Source organism: Prosthecobacter sp., assembly GCF_029946185.1.
Taxonomy (GTDB): Bacteria; Verrucomicrobiota; Verrucomicrobiia; order Verrucomicrobiales; family Verrucomicrobiaceae; genus Prosthecobacter.
The window spans coordinates 1-16,134 of record NZ_JAQSEA010000258.1 but is presented as its reverse complement, the minus strand read 5'-3'; the positions used below and the strand labels follow the sequence as shown (position 1 = coordinate 16,134).

Annotated in this window: 11 protein-coding genes; 10 read left to right on the top strand and 1 reads right to left on the bottom strand. The window is 59.8% G+C overall.

Features of this window, described 5'->3' with window-relative positions; translation table 11 throughout:
- Nucleotides 1-335: 335 nt before the first annotated feature.
- The 5 genes from PSV43_RS21380 (at nucleotide 336) to PSV43_RS21360 (ending at nucleotide 7,959) form a co-directional block, all read left to right on the top strand.
- Nucleotides 336-1,238, top strand: coding sequence for a dihydrodipicolinate synthase family protein (locus tag PSV43_RS21380; protein ID WP_300202463.1), 903 nt, complete (start codon nucleotides 336-338; stop codon nucleotides 1,236-1,238).
- The gene (locus tag PSV43_RS21375; protein ID WP_300202460.1) at nucleotides 1,235-2,428 is read left to right on the top strand and encodes a sialate O-acetylesterase; all 1,194 of its coding nucleotides are present in this window, start codon (nucleotides 1,235-1,237) and stop codon (nucleotides 2,426-2,428) included. Before PSV43_RS21380 ends, PSV43_RS21375 begins: the two co-directional genes overlap by 4 nt.
- A gap of 11 nt (nucleotides 2,429-2,439) precedes the next feature.
- A complete protein-coding gene (locus tag PSV43_RS21370; RefSeq protein ID WP_300202457.1) occupies nucleotides 2,440-4,080 on the top strand; it encodes a hypothetical protein in 1,641 nt (546 codons plus the stop codon).
- A 251-nt stretch (nucleotides 4,081-4,331) separates the two neighbouring features.
- Nucleotides 4,332-5,252: a proline racemase family protein gene (locus tag PSV43_RS21365; protein WP_300202454.1), complete on the top strand. Its 921-nt coding sequence runs from the start codon at nucleotides 4,332-4,334 to the stop codon at nucleotides 5,250-5,252.
- A gap of 373 nt (nucleotides 5,253-5,625) precedes the next feature.
- Nucleotides 5,626-7,959: a prolyl oligopeptidase family serine peptidase gene (locus PSV43_RS21360; protein ID WP_300202451.1), complete on the top strand. Its 2,334-nt coding sequence runs from the start codon at nucleotides 5,626-5,628 to the stop codon at nucleotides 7,957-7,959.
- 47 nt (nucleotides 7,960-8,006) lie between these two features.
- Here the strand turns inward: PSV43_RS21360 and PSV43_RS21355 are convergent, their stop codons facing one another.
- Nucleotides 8,007-8,654 carry a hypothetical protein gene (locus tag PSV43_RS21355; RefSeq protein WP_300202448.1) on the bottom strand — a complete coding sequence of 216 codons (648 nt, stop codon included), beginning with the start codon at nucleotides 8,652-8,654 and terminating at the stop codon, nucleotides 8,007-8,009.
- Nucleotides 8,655-8,804: 150 nt separating this feature from the next.
- Here PSV43_RS21355 and PSV43_RS21350 point away from each other — a divergent pair, with 150 nt between their 5' ends.
- From PSV43_RS21350 to PSV43_RS21330, 5 genes are all read left to right on the top strand, one after another.
- Nucleotides 8,805-10,046 carry an FAD-dependent oxidoreductase gene (locus PSV43_RS21350; RefSeq protein WP_300202445.1) on the top strand — a complete coding sequence of 414 codons (1,242 nt, stop codon included), beginning with the start codon at nucleotides 8,805-8,807 and terminating at the stop codon, nucleotides 10,044-10,046.
- The gene (locus tag PSV43_RS21345; protein ID WP_300202442.1) at nucleotides 10,043-10,981 is read left to right on the top strand and encodes a hypothetical protein; all 939 of its coding nucleotides are present in this window, start codon (nucleotides 10,043-10,045) and stop codon (nucleotides 10,979-10,981) included. Before PSV43_RS21350 ends, PSV43_RS21345 begins: the two co-directional genes overlap by 4 nt.
- 82 nt (nucleotides 10,982-11,063) lie before the next feature.
- Complete coding sequence (locus PSV43_RS21340) at nucleotides 11,064-11,876, top strand: RnfABCDGE type electron transport complex subunit D (protein ID WP_300202440.1); 813 nt, start codon at nucleotides 11,064-11,066, stop codon at nucleotides 11,874-11,876.
- Complete coding sequence (locus PSV43_RS21335) at nucleotides 11,873-13,174, top strand: DUF2330 domain-containing protein (RefSeq protein WP_300202437.1); 1,302 nt, start codon at nucleotides 11,873-11,875, stop codon at nucleotides 13,172-13,174. The genes PSV43_RS21340 and PSV43_RS21335 overlap by 4 nt, the downstream gene beginning before the upstream one ends.
- A 61-nt stretch (nucleotides 13,175-13,235) precedes the next feature.
- Complete coding sequence (locus PSV43_RS21330) at nucleotides 13,236-15,584, top strand: DUF1592 domain-containing protein (protein WP_300202434.1); 2,349 nt, start codon at nucleotides 13,236-13,238, stop codon at nucleotides 15,582-15,584.
- Nucleotides 15,585-16,134 lie beyond the last annotated feature (550 nt).

Below are 16,134 nucleotides of genomic sequence, written 5' to 3'. Positions count from 1 at the left end.
TCCATGGTTTTGACTGAATTGGCAGTCGCCCAGCCAAAAAGCAATCAAGACCCTTCGTCATCTCAGATTCAGATTCACCACAGAGTCCAATCCGAGGCTCACAGAGTCCCGATCCATGAAACCCTTCCTCTTCATACCTCTGCGTCTCTCTGTGCCTGCTCAGTGCTTTTCATTTCTCCCACAGAGTCTCCACTCACCAGACTCCCAACCTGCAACCGTCTCCGACTTCCGTGTATTCTGTGTATTCCGTGGTTAATCAAATCCCCGTCCGTTCCCCCTCTCTTACCTCTGTGCCGCTCCGTGCCCTCTGTGGTTAAACTCATCCCAACCTCTCCATGCCAACACTCCCTCAATGGTCCGGCGTCTTCCCAGCAGTCGTCACCCAGCTCCACGAAGATCAATCCCTTGATCTCCCCGCCTCCGCCCACCACTTCGAAGCCCTCATCACCTCCGGCATCTCCGGCCTTATCGTCTGCGGTTCCCTCGGCGAAAACCAATGCCTGCATCCCGATGAAAAACGCGCCGTCCTTAAATGCGCCGTCGACACCGCCTACGGCCGCATCCCCGTCCTCACTGGCGTCGCCGAGATGCACACGAGCGCCGCCATCCGATACATGCATGACTGCGAGCAACTCGGCGCAGCAGGCTTCATGATCATGCCCCCCATGGTTTACAAGAGCGATCCCCGCGAGACCGAGCACTGGTTCCGCACCCTCGCCAAAGCCACGCCCCTGCCCTGGATGCTCTACAACAACCCCGTCGGCTACCACACCGATGTCACGCCCGAGATGTTCGCCCAATACGCCGACATCGAAAACCTCACCTCCATCAAAGAGAGCAGCGCCAATCCCCGCCGCATCACCGAACTCCGCAATCTCGTTGGCGACCGCTACCAACTCTTCACCGGCGTGGACGATCTCATCCTCGAATGCAGCATCCTCGGCATCGACGGCTGGGTCGCCGGCAGCGGCATCGCCTTCCCCATAGAAAACCAAAAGCTCTGGGAACTCACCCGCGCCGGAAAGTGGGACGAAGCCCGCACCCTCTACCGCTGGATGCAGCCCCTCATGAAGCTCGATACCCACATCCACTTTGTGCAATACATCAAGCTCCTCTGCCAGGAAACCGGCCTCGGCAAAGAATGGTGTCGCGAGCCCCGCCTGCCCCTCGCCGGAGCCGAACGCGAGCAAGTCCTCAAAATCATCCGCGATGCCCTAGCCAAGCGCCCTGCCCTATGAAACGACTCTTCTCCATCCTCCTCAGCCTGCTCCTCACCTCCGCAGCCACCGCCACGCCTCTCAAGGTCTTCATCCTCGCTGGCCAGTCCAACATGGAAGGTCACGCCAAAATCGAAACCTTCGACTACATCGGCGACGATCCCACCACCGCGCCGCTGCTCAAACAAATGCTTGGTGCCGATGGCAAACCACGCGTCTGCGATCACGTTTACATCTCCTACCTCACCGGCATCGGCGAAGCCAATGGCGAAGGCTTTGGCAAGCTCACCGCTGGCTACGGCTCACGTCAAAAACCCGAGGCAGGCGGCGGCAAGATCGGCCCTGAGTTTACCTTCGGCATCACCATGGACGCCACGCTGAAGGAGCCCGTGCTCATCATCAAAACCGCCTGGGGCGGCAAATCTCTCTACCACGACTTTCGTCCGCCAAGTGCCGGCGTGTACCAGCGCAGCGCGCAAGACATCGAGAAACAGCGCTACCTTGAAAAGGACTCCGGCCACTACTACCGCCTCATGATCGATCATGTGAAGCACGTGCTCGGCGACATCAAACGCGTCTGCCCGGCTTATGATGCCCAGCAGGGCTTCGAAATCAGCAGCTTCGTCTGGCTGCAAGGCTTCAACGACATGGTGAGCCGCGATGTATATCCCCTCCCCGCCAAGGATGCCACCCAGCCTCGCTACGCCAGATACAGCGAGTGGCTGGCAGATCTCATCCGCGACGTGCGCAAGGACCTCCACGTCCCCAAGATGCCCTTCGTCATCGGCGTTATGGGCATCGGCGGCGCGCAGCCAAACGAACACATCGCCGCCTTTCGCGAGGCCATGGCTGCCCCCGCCAAACTCCCTGAGTTTCAAGGCGACGTCACCGCTGTGCAGACCGCGCCGTTCTGGTCCGATGAACTCGGTGCCATCGCCGACAAGCACGATCAAGTCCGTCAGATGGCCTACGAGTTGAAGTCCAAAAACAAAAAGTTCGCCAATGCCGATGGCTCGATGAACGAGCAGCAGCAGCGCGAATACATAAAGCAGTTTGAAGCAAAACTCATCTCCCCCGCTGAAGAAGCCCTGTGGAAACGCGGTGCCTCCAATGCCGCCTATCACTACCTCGGCTGCGCCAAAACCTTCGCTCTCATGGGCAGAGCCTTTGCAGAAGCATCGCTTCAAATGATGCAGCAATCCACCAAGTGACGACAACAACTATGAAACACGCGCTTCGCCCATTCGCAGCATTGCTCCTCGCCCTGCCTCTTTCTGCTGCAACGGCAGAAGTGAAACAGGCCGAGATGGCCGGATACCTCTTCGGCCCCGCCGAAAAAGTCCCGGAGGAATTCAATGCCGGCTTCTCCCTCTATGCCGCCGCCTGGCCACTGCTGGAAAAATATCCCGGCCACAAGTTTCAAACCGGCCTCTGGGGCACCTGGATGCATCCCCAGCATGAAAAAGGTCATGAACCCACCCTCAAATGCTACACCGACATTGAAGGCGGCCTCGGCTGGTGGCGCGACACCCGCTTTCCCACGGCGACACCCAAGTTCATCATGGGCGGCGTCGGCCCAAACTTCAGCGCCATCGCCAATGGTCCCGGCTACGGCGCAGGCACCTGGGAAAAACCCAGAGGACTCTACGGCGTCGCGCAGCTCAGCCCTTGGCTGCTGTTTCCGCTTGATGGCTTGAATCTCAAGCAAGGCACCTGCGGCGAACTCTTCGGCTACGGCTACCTGCCGCTGCCCCTGACAAATCCCAAAGCCACTACCGACGGCAAGAACGTCCCCACCGGAGACCAATCCTGGACCCTCTTTCTGAACACTGGAAACTTCAAAGGCCCCGTCGCTTTCTTCACTCCCTACTTCTGGTCACACTCCGCAGCGGACAAGTCTGAATTCACCGGACTCACTCTGGATTCACGCGCCGTCAGCCCCAACAAAGCCATCCAAATGGAGACCCAGTACGTCCCCAGCGTGCAGGCCACCGACTCCAAAGGAGGCACCTACGCCCGCGTCGCTCCCACCTCATTCCCCATCGGCCCAGACGGCACCTCCACCGTGCTCCATCGCATCACAGCTTACAAAAAGGCGGCGTTGTGGGACGACGTGAAGACCTGGTTCACCGGCGGCACTCCCGCCAGCGGCGCGCTCAAACCCGAAGCCTCAGTCGTACATACCTTCAGCAAAGGCGGCGGCTCCAATTGGAAAATCTATGTCCCTCCCACACCACGGGACGAAAAGATCCCACTCGACTGGAAAGCCTTCGCCACTTCCACGGTGCCAGAGCCTACCACTTTTGGGTATCGCTGGGACCAGCAGCTCACGCACAAAAAAGCCACCCCTCACGGCACCCTCGTCACCCTGCCCGAATACTTCCGCCTCGGCACCGACGGCAAAAAGCCCGAATGGAAAGCCATCGCAGCCAAAGACGTTCCACCCGAACTCGGACTCGCCGCCGTGACCTTCGACCCGCCAACGGAAAAGCCCCAAGAACCACGCACCACCCCCGATGACGCCGAAAGCTGCTGGAAGAAGCCCGGCCCCGCCGCAGGTCCTTTCCTAGCCCATCTTGGCGATGGTAGCGTCGTAACCTACCACTGGTATCGCTTCGCCGATCAACCCGCCATCCTCAACGCTGACCTCACTCCGGAAGAGCGCGAGCAGCTCCAGTCCCGCGTAGAAAAACTGCACCTCGCCTGGACCAAAGACCGCGACTACCTCGCCGCCCCCACCACCGGCAAACTCGCCGATCTCGACCCCGCCCTCATCCTCACCCCGCCAAAAGGCATGGAAGCCGGCTACGTCCCCATCGCCACCCGTCAGGAACTGGAGGCCCGCACCACCAGCAAAAAATAGCTCAGCATGAATCGCACTCGCCCGAGCCTATTGATCGCGAGCGCCCAACTCATCAGCACCAATGGTGCGGCCTATCGTAGTTCTGGGCAACGCCCAGGGTACTCAGCATTCCCGATCCAGAAGCAGACCCACCGCTCTGCCACATACAGCGTTCACCCGCAGCATCTGCAACAAGTTCCGCCGCGCTCAAGCTCCATCCAGCTCCAAGAGCCGCGACTCAACGCACCACTTTGATTCCGGCTCTTCCTCCCATGCCCCCGCCCCACAAGATTCAAATCATAGACTCACACACCGGCGGCGAGCCCACCCGCGTCGTGCTCAGTGGCGTCACCGCAGATGATCTGGAAACCTACCGCCGCGCCATCATCTGCGAACCACGCGGGCATGACGTCATCGTCGGTGCCTTGCTCGTGCGGCCCACAGACCCCTCATGCGCCGCAGGCGTCATCTTCTTCAACAACGTCGGCCTCCTCGGCATGTGCGGCCACGGCATGATCGGCCTCATCATCACCCTCGCGCACCTAGGCCGCATCTCACCCGGCCATCACCGCATCGAAACCCCCGTCGGCATCGTTACCGCCACCCTGCATGACGATGGCCGCGTAAGCATTCGCAACGTCCCATCCCACCGCAAAGCCAAAGCCATACAGGCAGGCGGCGTCATCGGAGACATCGCTTACGGCGGCAACTGGTTCTTACTGGTATCCGACCACGGTCTCGAACTCACCCGCTCCAACATCCCCCAGCTCACTGCAGCTTGCCTCGCCATGCGCACCGCCGTGCACGCAGCCGGCCACCCCGAAGTCGATCACATCGAACTCATCGCTCCACCCCACGACGCCACAAACCACAGCCGCAATTTCGTCCTCTGCCCCGGCGGCGAATACGACCGCTCCCCCTGCGGCACCGGCACCAGCGCCAAGCTCGCCTGCCTCGCCGCAGACGGAAAACTCGCCCCCGGCGAAATCTGGCGGCATGAAAGCATCATCGGCAGCGTCTTCGAAGCCAGCTACGAAAATACAGAAACCACCGCCATCATTCCCACCATCACCGGCACCGCCTTCATCACCGCCGAATCCACCCTCATACTTGATCCCGCTGACCCATTTCGTCACGGAATTGAAGCAACCACAGATCCCAGTCCAAGACGCTCAGAGATTTCCATCCCATGAAAACGCTTCCCTGATTCATCCCTCTCCGCCCCTCTTCGGCGGATCAATCCTGTTCGTTTCACCCCAGAGTCCCATCCGAGGCACACAGCGTTTCCAATCCATGAAAAACCCTCTTTGCAGCTTCTTCAACCCCAATGGGGTTGCGGAATATAGCCCAGGGTTAGCCGAGCCTCAGCGAGGCAACCCTGGGTCATGCACCCATCTCCGGAAAGCAAACCCAGAGTGGCTCCTCGCACCGGGTCCACCAGCAGCGTCTGAACGAACCTTCGCTGCGAATCCACGCGCGCTCAATCGCACCCGCCTCTCCAAGCCCACGATGAACACTCTCATTCTTGACCCAAAGGTTTCATTTTCACCCCAGATTTTCCCATCCATGAAAAGCCTCCTCTGGTTCATCCTACTGTCCCTCTTCGTGTCCTCTGGGCTAGCTCAAGATCGTTTCGAACACGCCCTCACCCTCCCCAAACGCACCGAAAACCTCGTCTTCCGCGACCGCGTCAAACCCAACTGGCTTCCCGACGGCAAGTCCTTCTGGTACCGCATCCAAACCTCCCCCGCGCAGCACGAATTCGTCCTCATCAACGCCGCCACCGGCGAACGCAAAACCGCCCCATCACTCAAAGCTCTCGGCCTCCCCGAGAAAGAAGCGCTCAAATCCTCCACCGCAAAAATCGAACTCCACAAAACCTCCCGCACCGGCGAGGAATCCGGCCTCAAATTCATCAATCAGCTCGACACCGACGTCGATCTCTTCTGGATCAATCAGCAGGGCGAGCACACAAGTTACGGCCGCATTCGCGCCGGCAGCGAGCGCGAGCAGCACACCTACGAAGGCCACGTCTGGCTCATCACCAGCAGCACAGGTGAACATCTCGCGGCCATCGAAGCCTCCGCCACGCCCCAGACCCTCATCATCGACGGCAAAGGCCTCTCCAGAGCCAAAGACAATCCACAGAAAAAAACAGGCGGCACACCATCCCCCGACGGCAAATGGTCCGCCATCATCGAGCAGGAATTCGTGCTTCTCCATGATCTCACCGCCAACAAAACCCTTCGCCTAAAAATCGAGTCCGCCGCCAAGTCCCCTTTGCACGGCCCCATCCGCTGGTCGCCCGACTCCAAGACCTTCGTGGTCAGCAGTTGCGTCCCCGTTCCTGTCCGCAAACTCACCCTCGTCGACTCCACTCCCAAAGACCAGCTTCAGCCCAAACTCATCGAACGCGATTACGCCAAGCCCGGCGACCCATTGCCCAAGCCCTTCCCCGTCATCTTCCGCATCACCGACAGCGGCTGTGAATGGACCCGCGTGAAGTCCGACCTCTTCCCCAATCCTTTCACCCAAAGCGAAAAACTCGACCTCCATTGGTCATCCGACAGCAGCGAGTTCTACTTCGAATACAACCAGCGCGGACACCAACTCTACCGCATCCTCGCCGTGAATGCGCAGACAGCAGACGTGCGCGTAGTCGTCGAAGAAACTAGCAAGACCTTCGTCGACTACACCCACAAAACCTGGCGTCACTGGCTCGGCAAAACCGGCGAACTCCTCTGGATGAGCGAACGCGACGGCTGGTGCCATATCTACCTCTACGACACCAAAACCGGCCGCGTCAAAAACCAGATCACCACCGGCACCTGGCCCGCCCGCGAAGTCCTGCACGTCGATGAAACAAAGCGCGAGATCCAGTTCCTCGCCAGCGGCCTGCGCAAAGACGAAGACCCCTACCACCTCCACCTCTGCCGCATCAACTTCAACGGCACCGGCTTCCTGCATCTCACTCAGGGAGATGGCAATCACCACATCGAGTTCTCCCCCAATCGCGATTACTTCACCGACTCCTATTCCCGCGCCGATCTCCCACCCGTCCACGAACTGCGTCGCAGCAGCGATGGCACTCTCGTCTGCGAATTGGAAAAAACCGACGCCACCCAGCTCCTCGCCGCAGGCTGGACCCTGCCCGAGCGCTTCGTCGCCAAAGGCCGCGATGGCACCACCGACATCCACGGCATCCTCATCAAACCCTCGCACTTCGATCCCGCGAAAAAATACCCCGTCATCGAAGACATCTACGCCGGCCCCCACAGCGCCTTCACCCCCAAGGACTTCGGCCGCCTACTCACCCACCACATCCTCGCAGAACTCGGCTTCATCATCGTCAAACTCGACGGCATGGGCACCAATCATCGCGGCAAAGCCTTCCACGATGTCTGCTGGAAAAACCTCAAAGACGCCGGATTCCCCGACCGCATCGCCTGGATCAAAGCCGCCGCCAAAACCCGCCCATGGATGGACCTCAGCCGCGTCGGCATCTACGGCGGCAGCGCCGGCGGCCAGAACGCCATGCGCGCCCTGCTAGATCATCATAGCTTCTACCACGTCGCCGTCGCCGACTGCGGCTGCCACGACAACCGCATGGACAAAATCTGGTGGAATGAGCAGTGGATGGGCTGGCCCGTGGACGACAGCTACGCTCACAGTTCCAACAAAGAAGACGCCCACAAATTGAAAGGCCACCTGCTCCTCATCGTCGGCGAACTCGACACCAACGTCGATCCCGCCACCACCACCCAAGTCGTCGGGGCCCTCCAAAAAGCCGGCAAGACCTTCGACTTCATGCCCATCATCGGCACCGGCCACGGCGCAGCCGAGACGCCCTATGGCTCCCGCATGCGCATGGAGTTTCTCGTGCGGCATTTGCGGCCGTGAACCCACGGCTGGCTGCCATGCACGCCCCCCTTGGGAATGGCCAGGAGTCATGGCTGCTGCCAGTGATAATTCAGCACGGCGAGCATGTAGCGATGACGATCCGTATTCAAAGCATAGATCTTGATCTTCCTTTCCGCCGTGATCGCGATATACTGCGTTCCCTGGCCGCGACGGCTGTAGTTCCAGTCCTCGGTGATGGCTGAGACTTGACTCCAGTCAAACCTTCTCGTCCGGCCAAGCGGCCCCACGCCGGTGAAGACCCTGCCTTCCCGACCCCGCACCGTGACCACCACTTTTCCACACACCGCCATCAATGCAGCACTGCCTAGCAGTAGGGTTCCCAGCACAAAAGGAATGCCAAAAAGAGACGTCCCGAGATTGAACTTTCCACTGACGATCTGACTGCCATAAATGCCGTTCAGTGAAAAGCCCGACCACACACACATGAATGGCACGAGGAAGAACGCCAGAGGGGACCGCGTCGAGGCCCCGACTTCAAAGCCATTAATGGCAGGCGTGTGCCATGCGCCGCCTGGAGCTTGAGCCACCACAGCAACCGAGTCTTTGCGGGTAAGAAGGTTCGAATAGTTCCAGCGCTCTTCGCAGCGCCGACAGAGAGCAATGTCCGTGGACACACTGATGTCCTCCATCGGAATGGAGGAGTGGCAGCGGGGGCAGTCAGCGTTTGCGGTCATGCGGCATGTGAACGTGACGTTATGAATCTGGCAATATGAAAAAATGGCATTGCCTCAGCTCAAGTGAGCACACGCACTTGTTTGAAATCGCAGCTGGCAGCCGGGCTTTGAGCAAGACGGCTGGAGCCTGCGGCGATAGCATCGGGCCACATGCCCATCCACGTCACCATCCTCGGAGCAGGCGTCATCGGCCTGAGCACAGCGCTCTACTGCGCACGGCGCGGCATGCAGGTCACGATCATCGAGCGCAACGCTGCCCAGCGCGACGGATGCTCCTTTGGCAATGCAGGCATGATCGTCCCCAGTCACTTCACCCCTCTCGCCGCGCCCGGCATGGTCCGCCTCGGCCTCAGATGGATGTGGAACCCCGAGTCCCCCTTTTACATCAAGCCCCGTCTCGATGCCGATCTCCTCGCCTGGGCCCTCCACTTCTGGAAATCCGCCACCGCCGCGCGCGTTGCCGCCGCAGCCCCCATCCTGCGAGACCTCAGCCTCCTCAGCCGCCAGTGCTTTGAAGACATCGGCCTCGATTTCGGCCTCGTCAAAAACGGCCTCCTCATGCTCTGCAAACAGCAGCAGACCCTCGATGAGGAAGCCCACATGGCAGCCACCGCCAATGCCCTCGGCATACCCGCCCAAGTCCTCGATGCCAAAGCCACCGCCGCACTCGATCCCAGCGTCACCATGGACGTCTGCGGCAGCGTCTTCTTCCCCAAAGACTGCCACCTCTCCCCCACCCGCTTTATCTCCGCTCTCGAATCAGAACTCACCCATCTTGGCGCAGAGTTCCTATGGGAGACCGAAGTGCACGGCTTTGAAGTGGAAAACAACACACTGCGTGCAGTCAAAACATCAAGAGGTCAAATCAAGTGCCATGAAGTGGTTCTTTGTAGTGGTGTGTGGTCAGCCCATCTGGCAAAGTCTCTAGCGCTCAAGCTCCCCATGCAGGCAGGCAAAGGCTACAGCCTCACCCTGCCTCAGCCAAAGCAACTCCCTCAGCTATGCAGCATCTGCACCGAGGCACGGCTCGCCGTCACACCCATGGACGGCACGCTGCGTATCGGCGGCACCATGGAAATGGCCGGCATTGATGAATCCATCACCCACCGCCGCGTGCGTGGCATCACCCGCGCCTTTCCCACCTACTTCCCCGCGTTTGAAGAAAGCGACTTCGCCGAAGTAAAGCCCTGGTCCGGCCTGCGCCCCGTCTCGCCAGATGGCATGCCCTACATCGGCCGCACCCGCCGCTGGAAAAATCTCACCCTCGCCACCGGCCACGCCATGATGGGCCTCAGCCTCGCCCCCGCGACAGGAAAAATCGTCAGCGATCTCCTCGCCGGAGAGAAACCTCCCCTGTCGCTCGATTTGATGTCACCTGACCGCTTCGCATGAAAACCTTTCTCTCCGCACTCCTGCTTGTCTCATCAGCCGCCCTGGCGCTGGACCGTCCCAAGCTGCAAATCATCAACGCCGCACCGCATGCCGTGGAAGTCTTCTGGGTCAGGCCAGACGGCGGGCGCGTCTCCAATGGCAAACTCAAACCCGGCCAAGGCAGCACCATCGGCACCACGCTCGGGCATCGTTTCGTCATCGTTGACGGAGGAAAAGAAACGGAAGTCGTAAGCAAGGAGCAGGTCCAAGAGTTTCGCTACTCACCGAACATGCAGCCGCAGGCGATCGGCACACGACCCTATGACAAGCGCCGCATCGCCGGCTGGACAGTGCACGTGAATGTAAAGTTGATCGAAGCCGACGCCCCCGCCCTGGAGAAAGCCATGCAACTGCTCCGCACACAGCTCGACGAAATCGTGCGCGTCGTTCCAGCCAAGGCCGTGGCAGAGCTGCGCAAAGTGCCGCTCTACTTCAACCCGGTGTATCCAAAGGAACGCGCGCACGCCGCCTACCACCCCAACGCGGACTGGCTGCGCGACCACGACCACGATCCAGCCATGGCGAAGGGCGTCGAATTCACCAACGTCAGCATCTTCGAGGCCGAAACCCGCCGCATGCCCAACTTCGCCTTGCATGAGCTGGCCCACGCCTATCACGACCGCGTGCTGGGCTTTGAAAATGCCGAGATCGAGGCCGCCTTTCAGCATGCCAAAGCCGCCGGCAAATATGACCAGGTGCAGCGCCAGGATTCCGAAGGAAAAAAGCGGCTCGCCAAAGCCTACGCCATGACCAACGCAAAAGAATACTTCGCCGAATGTTCAGAGGCCTTCTTCAGCCGCAACGATTTCTTCCCCTTCACAGCGGCAGAGTTGAAACAGCACGATCCCGAAATGTTTGCCCTGCTAGCGAAGCTCTGGGGGACTGCAGCCCTATAATAATGCCATGCTGGCAGGATCGCCTTTTTAAGGTGAGTCTCTATTTTACAAATCGAGACGCCTGTGTTGCAATAAGTCGATCATGCTTCTCGACCCGCGTCATTATCAGATCGCCGTGCTCGGCACCCTGCTCGTGTATGGCATGGTGGTGCTCGACTTTGAAGTTACGGCGACGCGTGCGTCTTTGATTTTAACCACCGTGCTGGGGAGCCAGTGGCTGCTCTCAAAGTGGACGCATCTGCGCTTTGAATGGCGCAGCGCGCTCATCTCCGGGCTGTCCCTGTGCCTGCTATGCCGCTGCAGCGCCTGGTGGCTCGCCATGCTGGCGGCCGGCATTGCCGTCGGTTCCAAGTTTGCGCTGCGCTGGCGCGGAAAGCACCTCTTCAATCCCACCAATATCGCGCTCGTGATCCTCATGCTGGTAAGTGATGGCCGCGTGTGGGTCAGCCCAGGCCAGTGGGGCAATGTCGCTTTCTTCGCCTTCCTCATGGCCTGCCTCGGCGGACTGGTGGTCATGCGCGCTGGCCGTGCGGATGTCGCGCTGACATTTCTTGCGTCCTGGATCGCACTGCTCGTCGGTCGTTCCCTCTGGCTGCATGAGCCGATGACCATCCCGCTCCATCGCATGCAAAACGGCGCACTGCTGCTCTTCACCTTCTTCATGATCTCCGACCCGCGCACCACACCCGACTCCCGCGCCGGTCGTATGGTGTTCGCCGTTCTCGTGGCCCTCGGCGGCTGGTGGTGGCAGTTCCGCATGTTTGAAACGAACGGCCCGCTGTGGGCGCTGGCGGCAGTTTCGCTGCTGACGCCGTTGATTGATTTCCTGCTGCCTGCGCAGCGTTATTCCTGGTCAGGCACATCCAAATTTCAGCTCAATCTCGCAACCTCATGAAACCCTCCTTCCTGCTCCTGCTTGCAGCCGCCGTGCTGCCAGTCACCGCCTCCGCCTTCTGCGGCTTCTATGTCGCCCGCGCGGACAGCAAGCTCTACAATCAGTCTTCGCAGGTGGCGCTGGTGCGGGATGGCCAGTTCACCTCCATCACCATGGCCAGCGACTACCAGGGCGATCCGAAAGAATTCGCGCTCGTCATCCCGGTGCCGACTGTCATCGACAAGGAGGATGTGAAAGTGGTCGAGAAGAGTGTGCTCGACCATCTGGACGCCTACACCGCACCGCGACTGGTGGAGTACTGGGATCGTGATCCCGATGAACCGATCATCATGTTCAATCCTATGGCTCCAGGGGCCAGTGGTGGTTTACGCGCCAAACGCACCTTCTCCGACGGCGCACGTGCCCGCGGCGTCACCATCGAAAAACAGTTCACCGCAGGCGAGTACGACATCCTCGTCCTCTCCGCCAAGCAGAGCGACGGCCTCGTGCTCTGGCTCAATGAAAACAGCTACAAAATGCCTGAGGGCGCAGAGCCTGTGCTCGACAGCTACATCCGCCAGAACATGAAGTTCTTCGTGGCAAAGGTGAACATGGAGCGCCAGGCACAGGAAGGCCGCACCTGGCTGCGCCCCATCCGCGTCAGCTTCAAAAGCCGCAAGTTCATGCTCCCCGTCCGCCTCGGCACCGTGAATGCGAAAGGACCGCAGGACATGATCGTCTATGTGCTCAATCGCAATGGCCGCGTGGAGTCCACCAACTACCGAACCATCCAGATGCACACCAACAAGAACGTGCCGGAGTTCATCAAGAGCGAATTCGCCGACTTTTACCGCGCCATGTTCGACCTCGTCGTCACCCAGGAAAAAATGAGTTCCGTGATCACTGAATACTACTGGGACATGGGCTGGTGCGATCCCTGCAGCAGCGATCCAGTCCCCCTCAAGGAACTCCGTGAGCTGGGCTGCACCTGGCTCAAAGGCGATGACAATGCCCGCCCCGAACAAGGCAGCGCCTTCATCACCCGCCTTCATGTGCGCTATGACAGCGAGCACTTCCCTGAGGACATCGTCTTCCAGGAAACAGGCGACACACAGTTCATCCAGGGGCGCTACATCATCAATCACCCTTGGCGCGGCAATTCGAAGACCGAGGCGGCCAAAGCCTACTTCAAAGGATTGCCCAAACGTTTTGAAGATGAGGCCACCACCACCGCCAGCCTAACCGGCTGGCCCATGGAGAGAGTCCGGGCCAAACAGGCCTCTTACAAAGACACCTCCAAGGAGCCCAAGGAACAGTAACCCTGTTGAAAGAGGGTTGCGGTGAGGGGATTATTCTCTTAGCCAAGTTTTACCCCCTTTCATGGCCCAAACATCCCCCCATTCACGATTTGCCGGACTCACCCTCTGGCTGCTGACGGCGTACGCTTCTGCCGCCGAGCATCCCGGTGCCGTCATTTACAAAAAGCTCTGCCTGGACTGCCACGGTGACAAAGGCCAGGGCGTGAAGGACAAGTTTGACGACCCGCTCACAGGCAATCTCTCGGTGGAGGCGCTGGCGCGCAAGATCGACCGCACCATGCCGGAAGATCATGAAGAACTTTGTGTGGGAGAGGACGCCAAACAGGTAACGGCTTATATTTTCGACGCCTTCTATTCCCCCGCAGCCCAGGCCCGCCTGCATCCACCGGAGCAGGATCTGAGCCGCCTCACCATCGCGCAGTATCGCGCTTCGGTCATGGACCTCATCGGCCGCTTCCGCATGGGCCCAGGGTTTGACCGCCCCGTCAATCCCGAGGCAGGCCTGAAGGCCAATTACCGTGGGGTCGAACTACCGAAGCCCGGCGAGAAGGCCGTGGACACCACGCCGAAAGACGGCATCAAAGCCAAGCGCCCCAACTACAAATTCGAACGCGTCGATCCCCAAGTCGCATTTCACTTTGGCACCGGCAGTCCCGACAATGCCAAAATGGAGGCCGAGCAGTTTCAGGACACTTGGGAAGGCAGCGTCGTGGCCGAGGAAACAGGAGTGTATGAGTTCACCCTCAAGACCGAAAACGGCGCACGCCTCTGGATCAATGACACCAGTGAAACCGGTGTCCTCATTGATGCCTGGGTGAGCGCCGGCCCCACCGTGCGCGAGGAGAAAAAAAGCCTCTTCCTCGTCGGTGGCCGCGCCTACCGGCTGAAGCTTGACCACTTCAAATTCAAGGAGCAGTCCGCCTCCATCGAGCTGTTATGGAAGCCCCCGCACGGTGTCACCGAGATCATCCCCCAGCATGCGCTGCGCACCGACCGCACACGCGAGCTCATGATCGTGCGCACAAATTTCCCTGCCGATGACCGCAGCGTCGGCTATGAGCGCGGCACCTCCATTTCCAAAGCTTGGGATCAGGCCACCACGGAGGCTGCCATCTCCACCGCAGAGCATGTGGAAGAGAAACTGAACGAACTCGCCGGCACCAAGGAGGGTGCGCCGGACCGCCTGGAAAAGCTCAAAAAGTTTGCCTTCACCTTCGTCGAGGCCGCCTTTTGCCGTCCGCTGACGGAAGAACAAAAGCAGCTCCATGTGGAGCGCCTGTTCGCCTCCGCCAAGAGCCCCGAGCAGGCCGTCAAACGCGTGGTGCTCTTCACCCTGAAGTCACCGCAGTTCCTCTACCCGGAACTGCGTGAAGCCGAGAAGCCCGACGACTTCGCCTATGCCTCACGTCTGGCGCTGACCCTGTGGGACTCCATTCCTGACAAGAGACTCATGCAGGCCGCCGCCTCTGGCAAACTGCGCACCCCGCAGCAGATCCGTGCGGAAGCGCAGCGCATGCTCAGCGATCCCCGCACCAAGGCCAAGCTGCACGGCTTCTTCCACCACTGGCTGGAACTCGAGCGCGCCGAGGGCAATGCCAAGGACCTGAAGATCTTCCCCGGCTTTGACGACAGTGTGCTGGCAGACCTGCGCGAGTCGCTCTTCGAATTCCTCGATCAGGTCGTGTGGAGTCCGCAATCCGACTACCGCCAGCTCCTCCAGGCCGACTACCTGCTCCTCAATGACCGCCTCGGCAAATTCTACGGCAAGCCCGTACAAGGCGGCGAGTTTCAGCATGTGGCGTTTGATCCAAAGCAGCGCGCCGGTGTCGTCACCCATCCCTACCTGCTCGCGTCGCTGGCCTCCAGCCGCGCCACCTCCCCCATCCATCGCGGCGTCTTCCTCACCCGCAACATCGTCGGCCTCTCGCTCCGTCCGCCTCCCATCGCCGTCAGCTTTGATGAGACCCACTTCAATCCGAAGCTCACCATGCGCGAAAAGATCACCGAACTGACACGCAATAACACCTGCATGTCCTGCCATTCCACCATCAACCCTCTCGGCTTCAGCCTCGAAAACTTCGACGCCATCGGCCGCTGGCGCACGCAGGACAACCACAAGCCGGTGAATGCCATCGGAGAATTTTCCGATGACGAAGGCCACGTGGTACATCTGAGCGGCCCCCGCGACATCGTCAACTACGTCGCCAGCAGTCCCTACGGCCATCGCGCCTTCATCCGTCAGCTCTTCAATCACTTCGTCAAGCAGCAGCCCCTCGCCTACGGCCCGCAGACCCTGGAAGACCTCCAGCGCAGCTTCGCAGCAGCGGACTGCAATGTGCAGAAACTCCTCATCGAAATGGCATTGGTGTCAGTGCTGCATGGCAGCGAAATGAGTGTGCCCGCAAAGTAAAAGCACACCGCAAGCATCAACATAATCGTCATCCTACTCGTCCTCGATCATTGCGTATGCGCTGGGTGAAGCGGGACCGAAGAATTGCAAACTGAGCAACAGCCTTCCCACAGGCCGTGCCAAATACGGCACCGCATACCCCAGCGCCCCAGCGCCCCAGCGCCCCAGGCGCGCAGACCTCCAGCCTCCAGGATTTCTACCATAGCGTTTTTCAGAACTAATTTCCGGAAAGCGCCTGAGGAAACACGCGATTTAATCTCTGCCACCTCTGCACCTTTTAGCGATTCGCAAAACTCATTTCCTACCTGGTGGGTCTGAGTATTTCATACCACGATCCATTGCAACCAGGTCTGTTTCTCTATAGCGTTTGCCAAAACTGATTTCCGGAAAGCGGAGCATGGCGACGCGCGCATGCCCATCGCTGGTGGGACCGGCTGTCCTCAGCCAGCCGCCGACGACCTGTCCTTCGTAGCTCGACGCAGGAGAGCGAAGAAGGAAGCCCATGATCTGCGATCAAGAAACAACCTGCTAAACGGAAATGGATTTTGCG

Coding starts and splice junctions, on each gene's coding strand:
- PSV43_RS21380 (WP_300202463.1), top strand. CDS start 336: ATGCCAACACTCCCTCAATGGTCCGGCGTCTTCCCAGCAGTCGTCACC.
- PSV43_RS21375 (WP_300202460.1), top strand. CDS start 1,235: ATGAAACGACTCTTCTCCATCCTCCTCAGCCTGCTCCTCACCTCCGCA.
- PSV43_RS21370 (WP_300202457.1), top strand. CDS start 2,440: ATGAAACACGCGCTTCGCCCATTCGCAGCATTGCTCCTCGCCCTGCCT.
- PSV43_RS21365 (WP_300202454.1), top strand. CDS start 4,332: ATGCCCCCGCCCCACAAGATTCAAATCATAGACTCACACACCGGCGGC.
- PSV43_RS21360 (WP_300202451.1), top strand. CDS start 5,626: ATGAAAAGCCTCCTCTGGTTCATCCTACTGTCCCTCTTCGTGTCCTCT.
- PSV43_RS21355 (WP_300202448.1), bottom strand. CDS start 8,654: ATGACCGCAAACGCTGACTGCCCCCGCTGCCACTCCTCCATTCCGATG.
- PSV43_RS21350 (WP_300202445.1), top strand. CDS start 8,805: ATGCCCATCCACGTCACCATCCTCGGAGCAGGCGTCATCGGCCTGAGC.
- PSV43_RS21345 (WP_300202442.1), top strand. CDS start 10,043: ATGAAAACCTTTCTCTCCGCACTCCTGCTTGTCTCATCAGCCGCCCTG.
- PSV43_RS21340 (WP_300202440.1), top strand. CDS start 11,064: ATGCTTCTCGACCCGCGTCATTATCAGATCGCCGTGCTCGGCACCCTG.
- PSV43_RS21335 (WP_300202437.1), top strand. CDS start 11,873: ATGAAACCCTCCTTCCTGCTCCTGCTTGCAGCCGCCGTGCTGCCAGTC.
- PSV43_RS21330 (WP_300202434.1), top strand. CDS start 13,236: ATGGCCCAAACATCCCCCCATTCACGATTTGCCGGACTCACCCTCTGG.